Annotated in this window: 15 protein-coding genes; 5 read left to right on the top strand and 10 right to left on the bottom strand. The window is 54.1% G+C overall.

The window, feature by feature from the left end; translation table 11 throughout:
- Positions 1–354: 354 nt before the first annotated feature.
- The gene (locus PJK54_RS01515) at positions 355–813 is read left to right on the top strand and encodes an META domain-containing protein (RefSeq protein WP_271302033.1); all 459 of its coding nucleotides are present in this window, start codon (positions 355–357) and stop codon (positions 811–813) included.
- 178 nt (positions 814–991) lie between these two features.
- Here PJK54_RS01515 and PJK54_RS01510 read toward each other — a convergent pair whose 3' ends face one another.
- Together PJK54_RS01510 and PJK54_RS01505 are read right to left on the bottom strand one after the other, a co-directional pair.
- A complete protein-coding gene (locus tag PJK54_RS01510) occupies positions 992–1,768 on the bottom strand; it encodes an SDR family NAD(P)-dependent oxidoreductase (RefSeq protein ID WP_271302032.1) in 777 nt (258 codons plus the stop codon).
- Between the two features lie 84 nt (positions 1,769–1,852).
- Positions 1,853–3,649: an NAD(P)/FAD-dependent oxidoreductase gene (locus PJK54_RS01505; RefSeq protein WP_271302031.1), complete on the bottom strand. Its 1,797-nt coding sequence runs from the start codon at positions 3,647–3,649 to the stop codon at positions 1,853–1,855.
- A gap of 421 nt (positions 3,650–4,070) precedes the next feature.
- On the opposite strand from PJK54_RS01505, the gene PJK54_RS01500 reads away from it, so the two are divergent.
- The 4 genes from PJK54_RS01500 (at position 4,071) to PJK54_RS01485 (ending at position 9,575) form a co-directional block, all read left to right on the top strand.
- Positions 4,071–6,110: a sigma-54-dependent Fis family transcriptional regulator gene (locus PJK54_RS01500; RefSeq protein WP_271302030.1), complete on the top strand. Its 2,040-nt coding sequence runs from the start codon at positions 4,071–4,073 to the stop codon at positions 6,108–6,110.
- 538 nt (positions 6,111–6,648) lie between these two features.
- Positions 6,649–7,638 (top strand): DUF1852 domain-containing protein, encoded by a 990-nt coding sequence (locus tag PJK54_RS01495; protein ID WP_271302029.1) that lies wholly within the window; start codon positions 6,649–6,651, stop codon positions 7,636–7,638.
- A gap of 97 nt (positions 7,639–7,735) precedes the next feature.
- A complete protein-coding gene (locus PJK54_RS01490; RefSeq protein ID WP_107335139.1) occupies positions 7,736–8,770 on the top strand; it encodes a methionine synthase in 1,035 nt (344 codons plus the stop codon).
- Positions 8,771–9,059: 289 nt separating this feature from the next.
- A complete protein-coding gene (locus tag PJK54_RS01485; protein WP_271302028.1) occupies positions 9,060–9,575 on the top strand; it encodes a flavin reductase family protein in 516 nt (171 codons plus the stop codon).
- A gap of 358 nt (positions 9,576–9,933) precedes the next feature.
- On the opposite strand, the gene PJK54_RS01480 is transcribed toward PJK54_RS01485, so the two are convergent.
- The 8 genes from PJK54_RS01480 to PJK54_RS01445 all read right to left on the bottom strand — a co-directional run bounded on the left by PJK54_RS01480 (position 9,934) and on the right by PJK54_RS01445 (position 18,800).
- Positions 9,934–11,769, bottom strand: a complete 1,836-nt coding sequence (locus PJK54_RS01480) for an AAA family ATPase (RefSeq protein ID WP_271302027.1) — start codon at positions 11,767–11,769, stop codon at positions 9,934–9,936.
- A gap of 43 nt (positions 11,770–11,812) precedes the next feature.
- The gene (locus PJK54_RS01475; RefSeq protein WP_271302026.1) at positions 11,813–13,471 is read right to left on the bottom strand and encodes an ATP-binding protein; all 1,659 of its coding nucleotides are present in this window, start codon (positions 13,469–13,471) and stop codon (positions 11,813–11,815) included.
- Between the two features lie 86 nt (positions 13,472–13,557).
- Positions 13,558–14,256: a phospholipase D-like domain-containing protein gene (locus PJK54_RS01470; RefSeq protein WP_271302025.1), complete on the bottom strand. Its 699-nt coding sequence runs from the start codon at positions 14,254–14,256 to the stop codon at positions 13,558–13,560.
- Between the two features lie 222 nt (positions 14,257–14,478).
- Positions 14,479–14,985 (bottom strand): hypothetical protein, encoded by a 507-nt coding sequence (locus PJK54_RS01465; RefSeq protein ID WP_271302024.1) that lies wholly within the window; start codon positions 14,983–14,985, stop codon positions 14,479–14,481.
- 281 nt (positions 14,986–15,266) lie between these two features.
- Positions 15,267–15,560 (bottom strand): nucleotidyl transferase AbiEii/AbiGii toxin family protein, encoded by a 294-nt coding sequence (locus tag PJK54_RS01460; RefSeq protein WP_271302131.1) that lies wholly within the window; start codon positions 15,558–15,560, stop codon positions 15,267–15,269.
- Positions 15,561–15,588: 28 nt separating this feature from the next.
- Positions 15,589–15,888, bottom strand: a complete 300-nt coding sequence (locus PJK54_RS01455; RefSeq protein WP_271302023.1) for a hypothetical protein — start codon at positions 15,886–15,888, stop codon at positions 15,589–15,591.
- 51 nt (positions 15,889–15,939) lie between these two features.
- Positions 15,940–16,302 (bottom strand): nucleotide pyrophosphohydrolase, encoded by a 363-nt coding sequence (locus PJK54_RS01450; protein WP_271302022.1) that lies wholly within the window; start codon positions 16,300–16,302, stop codon positions 15,940–15,942.
- 107 nt (positions 16,303–16,409) lie between these two features.
- Entirely contained in the window at positions 16,410–18,800 is a 2,391-nt protein-coding gene (locus PJK54_RS01445; protein WP_271302021.1) for a DNA/RNA helicase domain-containing protein, read from the bottom strand.
- Positions 18,801–18,814 lie beyond the last annotated feature (14 nt).

Below are 18,814 nucleotides of genomic sequence, written 5' to 3'. Positions count from 1 at the left end.
GTCCAAAGCGGCTGAGCTCGCATGTTGAGAGGAGCTGAACGATGTCTCTAGCAGCATCACGAAAAATTAAGTATCGCGTTAATGAAAATGAAGCCTGATTTCGGCTTATTCCGATAACGCTTCGGAGTTGAAGATTTGAGCACCCACGTTGCCCTGCTCTGTGTCTTCTGAGTATTCTTAGCTCACAACTTTCGTCTTATATATTTACCAAATATAATATAATCATAAGTTACACACTGACCGAATTATCGCGTACGTGTCAGCAGAACCTCCAGGGTCGCCAAGATGTCACACATATTTGGACCACCCCAAACCCAGCGCAGAATAGCCCCATTTCATTAAGGAGAGACCAGGATGAAACACAATCGAGTGATGACATGGGCCGCCGTGATGAGCGCAGTATTCACCTTGAGCGGCTGCGCAGGCGCTCAATCCTCCGCCGACTCTCAAGCCGTCGACGAGCCGCTAGAGAACACCTACTGGAAGCTGGTGGCACTCGAGGACCAGCCGACACCCGTGGTGGATGGCAAGCGTGAAGCCCATATCGTCTTGCATACACAAGACTCGCGAGTGGCCGGTTCCACCGGCTGCAATCGCCTGATGGGGGAATATCACCATGACGAGCAAGAACTCGGCTTCGGCCGTTTGGCCACCACGCGCATGGCTTGCCCCGGTGAAGTAGCGACGCTCGAACGCGATTTCCTCGCAACACTCAATGACGTGTCGGGGTGGCAGATAGAAGGCAAAACATTGACGCTGATGGATGAACAAGGGGCATCGCTCGCCCGCCTGGAGGCCGTTCACCTTTATTGATTCCTATCACTGGCCGCTCAGCGCAGGGTGAGTGGGCCTGAAGGCACTGCACAGAAGACACCACAGCGCCGCCTTCCGTTGCCGGAGGGCGGCGCTGTGTGATGCGATGATCCCTTGCCGTCAGCCACTGAGCTCAGCCTTGCTCTCAGTACTGACTCAATGCTGGCTCACTGCCTTCTCATAGCGTGAAGCCACCATCAACGGCGATGGCCTGCCCTGTCACGTGTTCGGCCTGGGCGAGGTAGACCACCAGCTGCCCCATGTCCTCAGGGGTCTGAGCGACTCCTTGGGGCAGCAGGCTCTTCTGCAGGCGCTCCCATGCAGCGGGCTCGCTTTCGCCTTCTTCGCTCCAGCGCGCGGAGAGTCCGCTCTCACCCCGCCACATGCCGGTGCCGACGATGCCCGGGCAGAGCGCATTGACGGTGATGCCTTCCGCTGCCACTTCCTTGGCGACGGCGTTGGTAAAGCCGATGACGGCGAACTTCGAGGCACAGTAGTGCGACAGGTCAGGGAAGCCGACCTTACCGGCCATCGAGGCCACATTGATGATCCGCCCGAAGCGGCGTGAGCGCATCACGGCGACCTCGGCCTGAGTGCACAGGAAGGTCCCTCGGGCGTTGACGTTCATGACGCGATCCCACTCCTCCACTGTCAGTGCATCGATGGAGTAGATACCGATGATGCCGGCATTGTTGACGGCGATATCAAGTGGGCCAAGTCCAGCTTCGGCCTCTTCGATCAAGCGCCGCACCGATGCCGCATCCGAGACATCAACCTGCAGCGCCAGACATCGTCTACCCAGCGCCTCCACTTTTGCCGCCGTCTCGCGGGCAATGGCGAGATCCAGATCCGCCACCACGACATCCGCACCCGCCTTGGCCAACGCCAGCGCGACCCCCTGGCCAATACCGCGCCCACCCCCTGTCACCAGTGCAATCTTGTCGTTCAGCTGCATGAGTCGTCTCCTGAATCTCTCACTGAATCCTGCAAATACTGCGCCGCTGCCATGACGCTGGAACACTACCCAGCGCCACCGGCCTCAGCTCAGGTGGTGGACTTTCTGAAGGCCGTAGACCGGCGTCGGGATACCCTCGAGTCGCGCCTTGAGCTGCAGCGCCAGATACTGGGAATAGTGGCGGGACTGGTGCAGATTGCCGCCGTGGAACCACAGCGCCTGCTGCTGGGTCGGCTTCCACATGTTGCGCAGCTCGCCCTCCCAGGGACCGGGGTCCTTGAGCGTATCGGAGCCCATGCCCCAGCATTTACCAACCTTGTCGGCGACCTCCTGTGAAATGATTCGTGCCGCCCAGCCATTCATCGAGCCGTAGCCGGTGGCATAGACGATCAGATCAGCGGGCAATTCCGAGCCATCGGTCAGAGTGACCGAGCGCGGATTGATGCGCTCGATGCCAACGCCACTGCGCAACTTGATGTCACCATTGGCGACCAGATCACAGGCGCCCACATCGATGTAGTAGCCGGAGCCGCGTCGCAGGTATTTCAGGAACAGGCCCGAGTCATCATCGCCGAAATCGAGCAGGAACCCCGCCGCCTCCAACCGGCGGTAGTAGTCGGCGTCACGCTTGCGGATCGCCTCGAAGATCGGGCGCTGGAAGTCAGGCAGTATCCGGTAGGGAATCGAGGCAAAGATCAGGTCCGCCTTGTGGTGATCGATGCCGTTTTGCACTGCCTGCTCGGAATAGAGCGGCCCCAGCGCCTCTTCCATCAACGAGTTGGACTTCACCACATGCGTGGAGGAGCGCTGCAGCATGGTCACGTCTGCATCGTGCTCCCACAGCGCGGCGCAGATATCGTGAGCGGAATTGTTGGCCCCCACCACGACCACCTTCTTGCCACGATAGGCGTCCGGCCCCGGGTGCTGACTGGAATGTTGCTGCTCGCCTTCGAAGGTCTCGGCTCCCGGGAAGTGCGGCACATTGGGCATGCCCGACATGCCCGTGGCCAGTACCAGCTGCTTGGGCCGCAAGGTCACGGGCTTACCGTCGCGCACCACCTCGACCACCCACTCGCCGCTCGCCTCATCGAACTGCGCACTCTCACAAGCCGTGGAGTTCCAGTAATTGAGCTCCATGATCCTGGTGTACATCTCCAGCCAGTCCGCGACCTTGTCCTTGGGCGCGAACACAGGCCAGTTTGCCGGGAAGGGGATGTAAGGCATGTGGTCGTACCACACCGGATCATGCAGACACAGGGACTTGTAGCGATTGCGCCAGGCATCGCCCGCACGTGGATTCTTGTCGATCACGATGGTTGGCACATCCATCTGTCTGAGCCTTGCGGCCAGCCCGATGCCGCCCTGACCGCCACCGATGATCACGCAATACGGCTGGCGCTCGTAGCCCAGCTCAGCCTCTTCACGCTGACGCGACTCAAGCCAGGTCTCACGTTGCTTGTTGGCACCATGCTCGGCGCCCTTGGGGCGTTGCATACCCAGCGGTTCGGGGAATTCCTTGAGTTCGCGCATGGCGGTCAACAACGTCCAGCAGCGCCCTTCCTTCAGGCGCAACAAGCCCTTGCCGCGTGCATCTGCGGTCTCGAAGGTGAACCAGGCTTCGACGATGCCGCCAGCCTCACTGGCCTCACCATCCAGTTGCCAGCGAGAGGGAGCGACATGCTCGAGGGTCGCCGCGAGCATCGATTGGATCTCATCCTTGCCCTCTGAGGTCTTGAGATTCCAGGTGAAGGCGATCAAATCGCGCCAGTAGCATTCCTCGCCAAACAACGAGAGAACCCGGGCGATATCGCGCTGAGTCAGGGAGGACTCGAAATCATCGAGCCATTGCTGAGCGATCTGAGTTGGCGTGCGTGCGGTCATGGCGTCTCTCCGCGTGTTGTTGGTTGTTGTAGTCACGCCCTCCATCCAAGGCATCAAGCATGCCAGCTTTGTCATGCACGACAGACAAGGCTCGTAAGCACCTGTCGTGCATGACAAATATTCGCCACTACCGCATCACCACCCTCTTCGTCTCGCTGGGCGTTTTACCTTCTTCGTGACAACTGTACGCCGTACGCCTGACACGTCGCGTTACACCTGTAACGCCCCGACCAAGGAGGCAGGACAGGGTGATTGACGCTCCCGCCACACCGCATACGCTTGAAGGAGCACACGCCGCTTTTGCCATGGTCCTTGTCGTGACAACTGCGCTTGCCACTTTCACAAGCGCCATAGTCACTTTCACAAGCGCCATCGCCACAATCAAAAGAGCCGTCTCAAGACGGCCAGCGCCGAGGCAGCCATGATCCGCCAACTCGAAACGATGCCGTCCGACAAGCGGCAGCATATCCAGACCCTGATGCAACTGGGCGAAGGCCGCGATGCCTTCCCCAAGGCTCAGCGAGATGTCATCCGTCGCTCCTGGCAGCGCTGCCTAGAGGAATACCAGCTCGACCCCAGCCGCCCTCGCCCGGTCCGGGTTCTCACTCAGCAGGCACTGCGCGATCATCAGGAATCGGCGGATGAGTTGCTGCACGTGGCGCGTGCCGGTGTGGAGCGGCTCTATAGTCAGATCGCACAACATGGCTATGCGCTGATCCTCACCGATCAACGCGGTATCGCGGTGGATTTTCGGGGGCAGCGTGATCAGTTGAGTGAGCTGCGGCGCGCGGGCCTCTATCTCGGCTCGGATTGGAACGAGCGCTATGCCGGCACCTCGGCGGCGGGCACTTGTCTGCACGATGGCGCTGCCGTCACCTGCCATCAGCGTGAGCACTTCGATGCTACCCACATCGACCTGACCTGCACGGCGGCCCCCATCACCGATCCCCAGGGCCGAGTGATCGCTGCTCTCGACATCTCGGCACTGAAATCCCCCCGCCCGCAGGAGAGCCAGACCTTTGCGCTCTCCCTGGTCACCCTGCATGCCCGCATGATCGAGGACGCCTACTTCCTGCATCGCTATCGGGATTGCCTGATCCTGCGCTTCGACACCGCGCGGGAATTCGTGCACCTGAATGGTCGTGGCCTGTTTGCCATTCAGGAAGATGGCAAGGTGATCGCCGCCAACCACGAAGGCCGGCGTCTGATTGATGCGCATCTGGCGCGCTGGCCACCGTGGACGGTCTCCACCCTGCCCGCCGTCACGCAGCTATTCGATGGGGAGCTCAATGAGCTGTTGAGCATTCCGCACGCCAGCCGGGACCAGATTCGCGCCTTCCGCCTGCGGGCGGATGACGCCATCGTCTTCGTGACGCTGATCGAGCCACGCGGCTATCCAGTGCGGGCCCTCCCCACCGTCAGCCAGCAGGATGACCCGGTGCCCGAACTGGACCAGCTCGCGGGAGATGACCCTTCCATGCACCGGCTGCTCAAGCTGGCGCGCCGCATGCGCCACGAGAGCGTGAGCATCCTGATTCGTGGCGAGACGGGTACCGGCAAGGAAGTGTTGGCGCGGGCGCTGCATGACAGCGGGCCACGCGCCAAGGCGCCCTTCGTGGCGGTGAATTGCGCCGCCATTCCGGAATCACTGATTGAAAGCGAACTCTTCGGCTATCTGCCGGGCGCCTTCACGGGAGGAAGACCCAAGGGCATGCGTGGCCTGATCCAACAAGCCGACGGTGGCACGCTCTTTTTGGATGAGATCGGCGACATGCCGCTGCCGCTTCAGTCACGCCTGTTGCGCGTCCTCGCCGAGCGGGAGGTGTCGCCACTGGGGGCCGAGACGCCCATCAAGGTGGATATCCGCGTCATCACTGCCACGCATCGTGATGTCCCGGAGCTGATCGCCAGCGGCCAATTCCGCGAAGACCTCTACTACCGACTCAACGGCGCCGAACTCCTGCTGCCCGCGCTGCGTGAGCGTGCCGACCGCCACTACCTCATACGCAAGCTGCATGCGGACCTGCAGGCCGAACGTGATCAGTCACTCCATCTGCGCGCCGACGCCATCAGTGCACTGCTGAGTCATCACTGGCCGGGCAATATCCGCCAACTGCGCAATGCAATTGCCTTCGCGATGGCCACCGCGGAAGGCGATGAAATCACCCTGCATGATCTGCCGGAGGTCTGCCAGACCCACACCGGCAGCGCCCGCGGGGCTGCCGGTCCGCTTGCCACTGCCTCCTCCTTTGCTTCCGGCGCTTCCTCGAACCCGGCCTCTCCAGCGTTCGCATCTGCAGGAGCTGATGCGGACGCCAGCGAACTGCTCGAGCTGTTACGCCACACGGATTGGAACGTCAGCCAGGTCGCCCGCCAACTCGGCGTCTCACGCCCCACCATCTACCGCCGCATGCGCCGCCACGGCCTGGTGGCGCCCAATCATCAGCCACTCGCCTCATGAGCCAGCTGCATCTTCATGGCCGAGTATGAAGAACGAGAAGAGTGCATGAGGGTGTCATGCTCTGAAGCGTCAGGTGCTTGCCACACACACAGGCCCGAGCGGAAGTTCGGGCCTGTGTGTTTTTCAATTCTTTCCCCTCTTACCCCTTTTTCCCTTCTTACCCACTTCTCGCGTCAACGTCTCTGCGGCTCACGTTGCACGCTTGCTGAGCCCGCCTACCCCCGTTCGTTTCGCCTGTTTTCACCGAACCAGACAGACGCTCGCCACCATCATGAACTCCATTCAACTTGAACATTAAAAAATCCAGTTTGTCTCATGAAGCGGGGCAATGGATACTCACCTGCATCAGATCGTTGATGAAGACTTCCCATGACGCTGCACTTCACAGCCAGCACACGGAACGTGATGGCGAGCAGCGTGCCTCTCCCGGCATGGATGCGTTCTCACAGAGAGCAACCCGCTCACGAGACGCCTGAAAGATCACGGGAAGATGTCGACGACACAGTGAATTTTCTCTCTCAGGATCAGGGTGAACGCCATGAGCAACGAATTCGGTTTCAGCATCAAGAGTCTGCGCTTCGACGAGAATTACACTCCGGCGGAAAACACCCGCCTGACCACCAACTTCGCCAACCTGGCGCGTGGTGAGAGCCGTCAGCAGAATCTGCGCAGCACGCTGAACATGATCAACAACCGATTCAATGCACTGGCCAACTGGGACAACCCCAAGGGCGATCGTTACTCCGTCGAGCTGGACATCATCTCCGTCGAGCTGAACATCGATGCGGCGCGTTCCGACAATGCCCTGCCGATCATCGAGATCCTGCAGACCACCATCGTCGACCACCAGACGAATCAGCGCATTGACGGTGTGACCGGCAACAACTTCTCGTCCTACGTACGCGATTATGACTTCAGCGTACGCCTGCTGGAGCACAACAAGGGCAAGGACTCCTTCAGCGTGCCGGAGCAATTCGGTGAGCTGCACGGCAACCTGTTCCAGGCCTTCGTGGGTTCCCCCACCTACAAGGAATGCTTCAAGAAGCCGCCGGTCATCTGCATCAGCGTCTCGACCACCAAGACCTATCAGCAGACCGAGAACGTGCACCCGATCCTCGGGGTGGAATATCGCCAGGATGATGATTCCCTGACCGATGAGTACTTCAACAAGATGGGCCTGAAGGTGCGCTACTTCATGCCGCCGGGCAGCGTCGCGCCGCTGGCCTTCTACCACACCGGCGATTTGCTCAACGATTACAGCAATCTGGAACTGATCAGCACCATCAGCACCATGGACACATTCCAGAAGATCTATCGTCCTGAGGTCTACAACGCCAATTCCGTGGCCGGCAAATCCTATCAGGCGAGCCTGAAGCAGCAGGACCATTCACTGACGCGCATCGTGTACGACCGCGAAGAACGCAGTCAGCTCGCCATCGAGCAGGGCAAGTTCGTGGAAGAGAGCTTCATCAAGCCTTACCAGAACCTGCTCGAGCAGTGGTCAGCCAACTGGTCCGCCAACCGATAAATTCATCATTGGTCAGCTCACTGATCCGCAAACAGCGCGCGCTGATCGACGAACGACATTCACTATCTGAACCATTCCAAGGACAAGGTTATTCATCATGACGAGATTACTCCCGACCTCCACCGCTGGCAGCCTGCCGAAACCGTCCTGGCTCGCCGAACCGGAGGTCCTGTGGTCCCCCTGGAAACTCGAAGGTGAGGCACTGGTCGCAGGCAAGCAGGATGCCCTGCGCGTCTCCCTGCAGGAGCAGCAACACGCCGGGATCGACATCGTCAGCGATGGCGAGCAATCGCGTCAGCACTTCGTCACCACCTTCATCGAACACCTGAACGGCGTGGATTTCGAGAAACGCGAAACCGTCAAGATCCGTGATCGTTACGAAGCCAGCGTGCCGTCCGTGGTCGGTCCGGTCTCTCGCCAGAAGCCGGTGTTCGTCGAGGATGCCAAGTTCCTGCGCTCGCAGACCGATCAACCGATCAAGTGGGCACTGCCTGGCCCGATGACCATGGTCGACACCCTCTTCGATGGCCATTACAAGAGCCGCGAGAAGCTGGCGTGGGAATTCGCCAAGATCCTCAACGAGGAAGCCAAGGAACTCGAAGCGGCAGGCGTCGACATCATCCAGTTCGATGAACCGGCCTTCAACGTGTTCTTCGATGAAGTGAATGAATGGGGCATCGCCACGCTGGAGCGCGCGATCGAAGGCCTCAAGTGCGAGACCGCCATCCACATCTGCTACGGCTACGGCATCAAGGCCAACACCGACTGGAAGAACACCCTGGGCTCCGAATGGCGTCAGTACGAAGAAGCCTTCCCGAAGCTCCAGCAATCCAACATCGATATCGTGTCGCTGGAGTGTCACAACTCCCACGTGCCGATGGAGCTGATCGAGCTGATCCGTGGCAAGAAGGTCATGGTCGGCGCCATCGATGTCGCCAACAACACCATCGAGACGCCGGAAGAAGTCGCCGAGACCTTGCGCAAGGCGCTTCAATTTGTCGATGCCGACAAGCTCTACCCCTGCACCAACTGCGGCATGGCACCGCTGTCGCGTGAAGTCGCCCGCGGCAAGCTGCAGGCACTCAGCGCCGGTGCCGCCATCGTGCGCAAGGAACTCGAAGCGCAGCGCTGATCGCTTGGCGAAACACTGAACTGGCCAAGGTACAGCGCGGGCCAAGGCACAGCACTGACAGACAGCGCCAGGCTAGTTCCGAACCGAGTTAGCTTGACGATAGTGCTCGAGAGTGAAAGCAGCAGGGGCTGATACCGCCGCAAACAAAAATGGCCATCGTGAAGGATTCACGACGGCCATTTTTTCATCACTCACATTCTTGTCACTCAAGCCCCCAGTCTCGCGCTAACGCTGCAGCCCCTCCCCCACGGCTGACAATTACCACCACCCCATTCTTTCAGGATTTGCCATGTCGCTCTCCAACACTAACCCAGCCCCCACCATCGACCCCGCCAGTTTCCGTGAAGCCCTCGGTCACTTCGCCTCCGGCATCACCATCATCACTACCCAGGTCGACGATGAACCGATCGGCTTCACCTGCCAGTCGTTCTACAGCGTCTCGATGAACCCGCCGCTGGTCTCCTTCAGCGTCAAGGCAAGCTCGTTCAGCTACCCGAAGATTCGCCAGGCAGAGCGCTTCGCCGTCAACATTCTCTCCAGTGAGCAAAGCCACGTCTCCAACCAGTTCGCCATGCGTGGCGCAGACAAATGGCAAGGCATCGACTGGCAGCTCTCCCCCCTCGGCAACCCGGTGATCAATGACAGCCTGCACTGGCTAGACTGCAAGATTCACGCTGAGCACCCCGCAGGTGACCACCTGATCGTGATCGGGGAAGTGAAGGGAATGAACTTGAATGTTATAGGGACGGCGCGGCCGTTGTTGTATTTCAAGGGGAAGTATGGGGGCTTGGCTGGAGGAGGATAAGACTGGAGGATACTGGTCGGCTGAAACCTTTGGGATCAGACTAGGAGATTAAGAGTTTGCTTTTAAAACAATAAGCCACTGATATCCTTGGAAAAGCAACCGTAATCTAGCGAAAGGTACAGTTCTTTGGAATCAGTAACTTAGCGAAGGTTGGGGATAGCAAACGAAGCTGGTGTATGTACCGCTCGTGTACCGCCTGAGGCCACCCTCTCTCGAAAAGTATGCCTCAGGGGGAACGAAAAACTGCTCGCCTCAAAGGCATGCTGACCGCTTACGGCCAAGAGCGGCCATTAAGTCTTCCCTGATGTAACGCGTGGTTCAGGTGCGCCGTAGGCGTCACTTGGAACCATTGGTTATATTAGTCGGTTTCACACATATCGATAATCTCGTTCACTATTGTCACGAGGTCGTCGCACATTTCGCTTCTTTTTATATTCCTTATATATTCATATTTATTAAACTTCACCCTGAAATATTTATTTATTCCATCGATAACGGGCTTGACATCCTTCCCAAATAGGCCTTCTGTGTTGCTTTCACGATCAGAAAGTTTGTAAGTGTCTGGAACAACTAATCCATGCTCTTCGGAAAGGTATTTTTTTACGGCATCAACGTCTTTTGCAATTTCCGGATTGCGGCAGTTTTTGGTAATGTATCGGCTTATGGCGCTCGGAATCACTAGATAATTTTCTATTTCTCTTCGCCTTAAAGTCCGATAAAGCATTATTATATGCTCTTGAGAATCGTCTCTTTGCTCGTATTTCCCACCATCGTGAAGATTTATATTCGTCGTATTATAATTGGCATCGTCAAGGTCACGGAGACTGTAGGCTAGTATGTGACACCCCGTCTCTTGCGAAATTTTCTGATTTAGCTCAACGATTAATGTCTTTCTCTCTTTATGTTTTTTATTTGTTACCCACTCAACAATATTATCAGGCCATTTCTTTCCCATCACTTCACAAACAGATTTTAGCACCTCTGTATCGCTAGAGTTTTCGACCAGCAAGATCTTTTTATGTTCAATAATCGAATCTAAAAGTGGAAAGTATTTGCTACCCAGACCCTCTAGTACCAAAACTTTCTCTTCATTACTTTTCAGGTACTCTGCTCTAGGGCTTTCTACGTGTAATACCTTCCTAAAATCAATAAGCTTAATCAAATCTGAGCTATGACTAACCATGAGAATCTGCTTATTATTATGCTCGCAGATTTTCTCTAGCTTTTCTAAAAGGAGTGATTGCAAAGATGAGTGGAGGTGAGCATCAGGCTCATCCAAGAGAAGCACATTATTATTTTTATCTAAAGCTAGTGCGAAAACACTTAACCATTGTAGAAATCCACTCCCCTCAACCATCAAATCCCTCTTACTAGAAATAACCCTTTCCTTTTCTCTAGTTTCAGGATTTCGAATAAGATCTAAAACGTCTACGCTTATAAAATTATGAAACTGGCCATCAAAATCATGAACATACAGATTTACGTGAAAAACTTCAGCTAGTATTTCCCTTAGCTGTCTCCACTCAGTGTTGATTTCTTTTAAGACCTGTTGGTCTGATTTCGTAAGTCGTTTCTTATCTGGAAATAGCACATTTTTCTTATCTTCCAGCACCCTCTCATGATCATCATGCAAATCTAGAAGAAGATTTCTTATCACAGATCCGGCTTGGCCCTTTCCGATCAATTTACGCCGGTCCGCTACAGAAAGCCAACTCTCGTTCTCATCCATGCCACCAAATGGTGGAAGGTATGCAATAGTTGGTATTTCATCATTAGCCGAAAGGTTAGAATCTGATTTTTTAATCGCGAAATTATTGCCGTTGAGCGTGTATGAAATTTCTAAAAACAAGCTCCTATTCCCTGCCCCCTTCCATCCAACTTTTATTTTTAATTGATATGAGCCATTTGTTTTTTGATTTTTCCAAAGGTATTTCAAAGAAGGAATACTGATTGGTGTAAAAGACTCAGGGGCAACGCCCAGCCCTTTTTTATCAACGTCGTATTCTTGGAGAAGCGACTCCTCACCCTTATAGTTGACGAGAAGTATTTTTGCATATTCCCAAACAGCTAACGCATGCAATATGCTAGTTTTTCCAGAGTTATTCACCCCTGAGACCAACGTTAAACCTTCATTGTTGAGGTCGACATTGATCTCATCAAACTTTTTGAAATTAGTTAACTCAATTAAGTTCACTCATTACCACCTTATACGAATATACCAGGTATTAGATACGATTTCACTTGTTGAAGTGATTTTGCACATACTCGACTAGTTTCGGTCCTTCAAGCTTATCCGTAGCTGGGTTGGTGCGAACATAAAATTCCTTTCCGTCGAGATAGCACGGAGACATCGCTGGCTTGCAGTCAACCATTAGCACATTAGCATCGCCAAGATCCACCAATCGGTGATTTATATAAGGGTAATTCTGCTCGCCTACACGTTGCTTGATTTGATTTTTAAAGTGAAGCAGGAACGCATCTGTGCTCTTGTGAAATTTTTCCACCTCGTAGTTGATCCCAGTAATATCCCCAGCGTCAGTTACGCCAACCAAAAGAATGCCTCCATTCGTGTTAAGAAACGCAACAATCGTTTTCAATGCTGATAGTTCGATGTACTTTTCCTTTGTTCCCTTTCGTACGTCTAGGTTGAAGCTTTCCTTAAATTCAACGGTTGCAGATTCGCCCTCCCGAGACAAGTTCATGACCCTATCGGCTTCGGTAAGACCGCCAATCGTTTCCAGCATACTGTCTACTTGGCCCCGTATTGCAGAGGCGCTTCCGGGATTCAGAGCTAGCTCGCTTTGGAAGTTTGCAATTGCCGCTTTCAAAGTTTGAAGCTGAATGTGCGAGCATACGATCTCTTCCTGTTCTTTCAAGCTTGGAACAGCAATTTGCGCTTTAGCAAGGTCAGATTTATTTATTCGCGATATTACTGCCCCACGTGTCTGAGACCTCAATATCAACAAGCCTAGATCGGAGCGAAAGAAGGCAGCAGCGTACTGGCTCTTGACTACGCCGGACAAAACTACCTGAATGAGGTTGTGATGCTTAATCGTCACAGATGATAGGTCGTCGGTAACGATGGAAGTCCCGACCGTTGGCACATAGATCGAGTTGTCCCTATGCTCCAAAGACTCGCCGGATCGAACCGTATTCATTTCAATAGCTATCTCGCTTAAGACATAGCTCTTGTAGTCTTTATATTGAGTTTTTAGGCGATCAATCTGAAGCCTTGCCTTCAAGCTTTCGAAGCCATCAAATCTCCTATCCGCAAGCGACATTCCTTCGTGTAGCGAATTCGACTCCGACTCATCACCTCTACTAAATGCTTGAGCGATTGCGACAGCCTGGGATTCTTCCTCCAACTCAGCAACAAAAAGGGTAGAACGATCTTTTCGACTAAACGCAACAATTACTGGTCGAATGGCGGTTGTAGTTAAAAGTTTCGAAGGGACATTGAAGACACCATTTAAATAGAAACCCTCGTTTTCTAATGCTTCCTGAAACTTTGGACCCTCGGAAATCCCGAACGCGGGCGGTTCCACAATTGCAACACACATACCTTTGGGAGTGAGCAAGTGAAGTGCTTTGGAAAGTTCTATCCAGTTTCCCCGGGCACTGATAGTTGAACCTCCGATCTCGATTTTTTTACGGCCCATCCCCAACGGAAGATCGACGACCACCAAGTCATATCTCCGATTTTCCCCAACACTGTCAGGCCAATCAAAACCTTCGACTATGGTCTCTGCATCCGGTAAGTCGAGTGATGATTCACTCGAAATCTTTATAGCTATCGCTGACTCGGCTAATTTGGACGCAGCCAACGCTTCAACAAAACTCTCCACAATAAAATTTGGATTCATTACCACCCCACTCTCAATATTTCCACGAAGCATCTAACGCCTTGCATCAGCGGAAATAAAAAGCGTTTCGAGCGCAGCGAGGCTTTTTATTTTCCGCTGGATGCTTTGGTCAGCATTGTTTAGGTACCGATACGCCATTCTGGAGCAGCCCAATCAGAAGTCCAGTCTAGCTCTTCAGACATTGCAGCTATCTGGCCGAATTCGTCATAGTAAGCTTTTACAATTTTTGGCTCTGTTAAATATAGAGCATTCTCAAGTGACATAGACGCATTTCTTGTCAAATTGAAAGACCCCGTCCAAACTGCATAAGGCTTGATTATTTCGTTGCCATGCTCATCTGTACCATCAATTTTGGCGAAAACGAGAAACTTGTTATGCATTCTTGGGAAAGCAGGTTTTTTGTCTCTATTATGATTTCCTACACAGCGTACGGAATCCAGTGATGGGTCAGAGCAAACAGATACCGAGTTCAGAATGTTGTCGAACGAATACCTTGTTAGACTGCAGGATAATGCATCATACTTTTCCCGGAGTTTATTTTTCCAATTGTTGTTTACTCCAAAGTCAGGACGAAGAAAATCTTCTTTCTGAATAACTATCGATACATCATTAACTTGTGATAGAGCATCAAGTATTAAGTCGCTTGTAAGCCATGCTACGGCACCGAATACTGCATCTGCTTCTGAAATATGCTGCAAGAGCTTTTTCTCAATATCTCTGAAATAGACTGAGACACCAGCCGTTGAGACACTATTATCAACAAAGTTTTTGTCGAAATTGCCATCATTATCTAATTGATAGTTATTGAGATTATCCATTCGTTATTCCTAACTGTGCTAACAGGTATTAGACAGCGCGCTCGTTTATTGACTTGAACGAGCGCGCGCGTTCAACATTCTTATACCGTCACATCAAATCACTGAATTTTCGTTGTATTTTCGTTGACGTAGCTATATAACACCAATCAACGAGCATGCTGCCATTTCCGACATGTCGGTATTGGATCGCTACCCGCCATGACAGACTCCTACCGTAAGTTTTTACTCAACACGCGAGTCACAGCTCGACCTCCCCGCCAGCAGCTTGAGGATCAGCAGCGCAAACTGCCTCCCCGTCTCCTCATCCTCCAGCAACGGCATGCTGAGTTTCTCGTGGTCGCTGAGGGCGTCGAGTACGGCGTCGGTGACCTTCTTGGGGAAGAGGCTGTGCATCACCTGATCTTCGCTGTGGTTGCGCACCTGGGCCATCACCGCTTCGTCGCGTTCGATGCGGTCAGCGATGCCGTTGGCGAAATGGAGCTTGTCGTCGTCGCTGACCTGTGCGCCGTAGAGGTCGTTGAGCCAATCGATGATCTCGGCCAGGCGCTGCTTCTCGGGGTCGTGTGGCTTGCCTGAGCCCACCTCACTGACCGGGGTGAGGCCGTAGTCGCCCTCGGCTTCCTCCAGGCGCAGGCGCTTCTTCTCGCGCTTGGTGAGGCGGTAGTGGGGCAATTCCAGCCAGTGACGTACTTCCAACCGCCGGCAGACATGACCTTGATGATGTTCCACTGGGGCTGAGCTTCCCTGCTGTTCGCCATGTCAACCCTGCGCGTAGCGTAATTATGCGTAAGAGCCTAGCGTTTAAAGGATATAAGGAGAAGTCTACTTAAGACGGTGAGTCGCAGGGATATTGGGCATTATCTCCGAAGGCTACTCAGAGCCTGTTCCAAGAGCGCCAGAGACTGACGGTGCTTGTCTGGTTGCATTCTCCGAATATTGGCGAGCTTCCAGCGCACGGCAGGCAGCCGATCAACGCCAGAAAGAAAAAGCGGCGTCCAGTCAGGCGCCCCCTACTTGAAGGACAGCAGGAAGCGAACGTCTTCATCCATCATCAGCAACTCATCGCGGACGCGCTCCAGCTCCTGCAATGGAACGTCAACCCTGGCCATTCCGACAAACTCCTCTCGGTAGACGTCACCCAACGGCTTCAACCTCGGGTTGATCACTTCGTTCAAGAGCCTGGGGTGCCCCAGCAGATAGATCAGAAAGCCTTCGAATACACTAGGATCATGACCGCCTTGGTTCAGCAGCAGCTTCACATCGAAAAGGTCCCGGGGGTGCTGACGATCTAGCGCGGCGCAGATCTTGCCGCCATATTTGTTATGAAACCTATCACTGCTCTAGAAGATTTGACACTCCTTCCAAGCCTATAACCCTATGGTCCTCAATAATAAACCCAAGATTACCTAAGCCTATCTCGAAATGTCTTTTCTTTAGAACCTCACTCAACGTTATATTATCAAGACCAAATGGATGATACGGATGCTCAGGCTTTCGAAGCATTACCTGAACAGCTTGGGCCGCTTTTGGATATCCGCCTGACTTGACTATTTGCGTATGTATTAAGATAGCAGCTCTTTTCCTTCTATCTTTAACATCAATAAGGCTATCGTCATCGATTAATTCAACCATAAACCACTCTATTTTTAATTTTGTGTCATTAATTGAAAATTTAACTTGCTCTCACCTATCGCTCATAAAGTTCGTGTACTTTTTCGCACTACCCTTCACTTGATCGATGGGATATTTCTCCGCATTCTTCTCCATCTTCGCCCGGCATGCCGCTTCAATATCCACATTAAGCTTGCCCGCCAGCCGGACTAGGTAAAGCTGAACGTCAGCAATTTCATCACGGACGGCGGCCAGTTGCTTCTCATCAAGCACTTGAGACTGAGCCTCGGTCAGCCACTGGAAGCACTCCTGTAGTTCAGCTGCCTCCACCGTCAGTGCCATGGCCAGGTTCTTGGGCGAGTGGAACTGGTCCCAGTCACGTTCGGCGGAGAACTCTTCCATCGCATCGTGAAGCTGCTTGAACGGGTCTGTCATAACAAACTCACCTGATAATTGGGTATTGGATAGCGAGTAGCATGACGATTCTGCCACTCGCTATCCAGCTAGCACCGCCATAGACAGCCAACCGGCCGGTCACTCGCTTACAGTACGGAGAGGAATTCGCCGATAACCTTCAAATCTTCAAGCTCGTCCTCGAGCACGATGTCCTTGTAGCCAAAAGCATTGGTTTGGGGCTTGAGTAATATCCGCTGGTTCACGAATTCGCCGTACTCCTCGACCTTCTCACTCTGATACAGCTTGATCGTGAGGCTGCCGCCGTGGTCGGGGTCTTCAATGGCGCGATGCTGCACCACGACGACCTTGCCTTGCCGTGTGCCGCCGGGATTGGCACGAAACAGGCACCAAGCGCCATTGGGGATGCGCCGATTCATCGACTCCCCCACTACCCGACTGACGAACAGGTCAGGGCTTACACGGATATGCTCAGGTAGCTCGACCCAGTGATGGGTGTCAGCGATTTGCATCTCGCTGAACTCGCCAGCGGCGATACTCAGGTCGTACACGGGCACATGGCGCTCGAATGGCGCTGCCAGGTCACGCGTCACGATGGGAAGGTGCAAGCCACCCAGCGTCTCGGCCTCTTCCGTTAGCTCGGCATGCTTCAATGAGGCCTGTGAATGAGCGAAGGCCGCAAAGTACTCTCGGGTCTCTCGATCCGTGGCATAGAGGTAACAGCCCTTCTGGCCTCGCGTCATCAGCGTTCGGTAGGTGTTCTTGACGATCTGATCCGCCACGGCACGAGCCTGCTCTGGTTGTTCCTTGAGCATTTTCTTATACCCATGCACCGAGCGGTCTTGCCCTGCTCGTTTGGCTGCGTCTGTCACCACGCGGCCATCACGAATCACGAAGTCGTCGCCGATGATGACACCGACGTAATCAAACTCGAGGCCTTGGCAGGTATGGATGCAACCTACCTGCTCTGCTGATCCATCGGCAATCGCCCACAGCATGCCATCATCATCGAGGTTCCACTGGGCAGCGAAGCCATGCTCAGGGAAGACAATGTCCATGGCGTGCTTATTCTTCTTGCTCGCCCAGGGCCAGCAATAACCCGCTACCATTCGTGCCTTGTTGGCTTTGCGGTTCTTCTCGAGAATCGCCTTGCGCAATTCGCTCGGATCATCGAATACCTTGAACTCGTAATCGATACCGTCGAGATCGGTGTTGGCCGTCGTCCGTATCTGCAGGGAATGATCCAACCAGGCGAGATAGCCATCTGAACCATTGCAACGAAACTGTGAGGAGAGTTCGAGCTCATGCACCTCGGCGCCGCATTCATCTGCCCGACGTTTGACCTCCTCTACCGTCCCGACATCCTTCAGCGTGACCCGCTGCGCTTCATCGATGAAGAAGATGGAAAATCGCGATGCCGAGATGATTTCCTTGATCTGGCTCTCACCCAGGTTCTGATACATCCCGGATTTTTCATTCAGGCGATGTGCTTCATCCACGATCAGCGCATGAAAGGTATCAGGCTCCGCGCTGACGTAGCTGCCTGAGCCCTTGAACAGGTTATCGATGTGGGTCTTCTTGCGCGTGCCGGTCAGACGCTTCTTGAAGACTTCACGGGGGGCAGAGTTGCGAGACACGTACTGCGTCATCATCTCACGGTTCGTCAGCTCGACGAGTAGGTTGATCGCGACTACTGACTTGCCCGTCCCCGGCCCGCCCTTGACGATCAGGCACTGCTTATTGCCGCTGCTCGCCTTGTGAGCGAGATCCACGGCGGTTTCATAGACAAGCTTTTGCTCATCGATCATCAAGAATTCAGCATTGCCCTGCATCATCGAGCTGAGTGCATCCGCCAGATTCTTGCTCGGCTTGATCACACCGTGCTCGATGCGATACATGATGTCGTTGCTGTCGCCGTACTTGATATGCTGACTCAGAAACCTGGAGAGCTTCAGGGCATCCGGTGAGATGAAGACAGGAGCGCGGCTAGTATGGTTCGCATAGAAGGGGTCATTGATGGCATTGCCTTGCTTCATGTTGTGCAGATAGGCACAAGGCACCAGCCGGATCGACTCGGAGCGGACGGTCTCGTTGTAGTCCTCGATCAGCGCACCATAGGACCAGGCTTGATAGGAGGGATGGTTGGTCTCCCGTACACCGCCCCCTAACTGAGTGCGAACGATAGCATCTTTGGTCGTCACCTCAGCGGTCTGCCACTGCTTCAACTCAATGATGACAGCAGAGTCCTCACGCTGATCATTCTTGCCGGTCAGAATGAAGTCCACTCGGCGATTGGTCAGCGGAATGTTGTATTCGATGGCCACCCCTGCCGAAGCGGGTATCCCCTCGTCGAGGAGAACGCTCATCATGAAGCGCAAGGAGTTCTCCCAGGAGGCCACCTCATTGCGTGGCGAATTGCGGCTTAGTTTGCGTGATACCTCATTCTCGATAGCGTCAGCGATGACATTGGCCCGGACGTCGTCAATGAACTGCTGCTTGGTGGCGTTGTAAACCAGCATGCCCGTTGGGGCTC

Origin of the sequence: Cobetia sp. MMG027 (genome assembly GCF_027947415.1) — a bacterium.
Lineage (GTDB): Bacteria > Pseudomonadota > Gammaproteobacteria > Pseudomonadales > Halomonadaceae > Cobetia > Cobetia marina.
The sequence above is the reverse complement of the archived record's forward strand: the minus strand, read 5'-3'. Positions and strand labels throughout refer to the sequence as shown.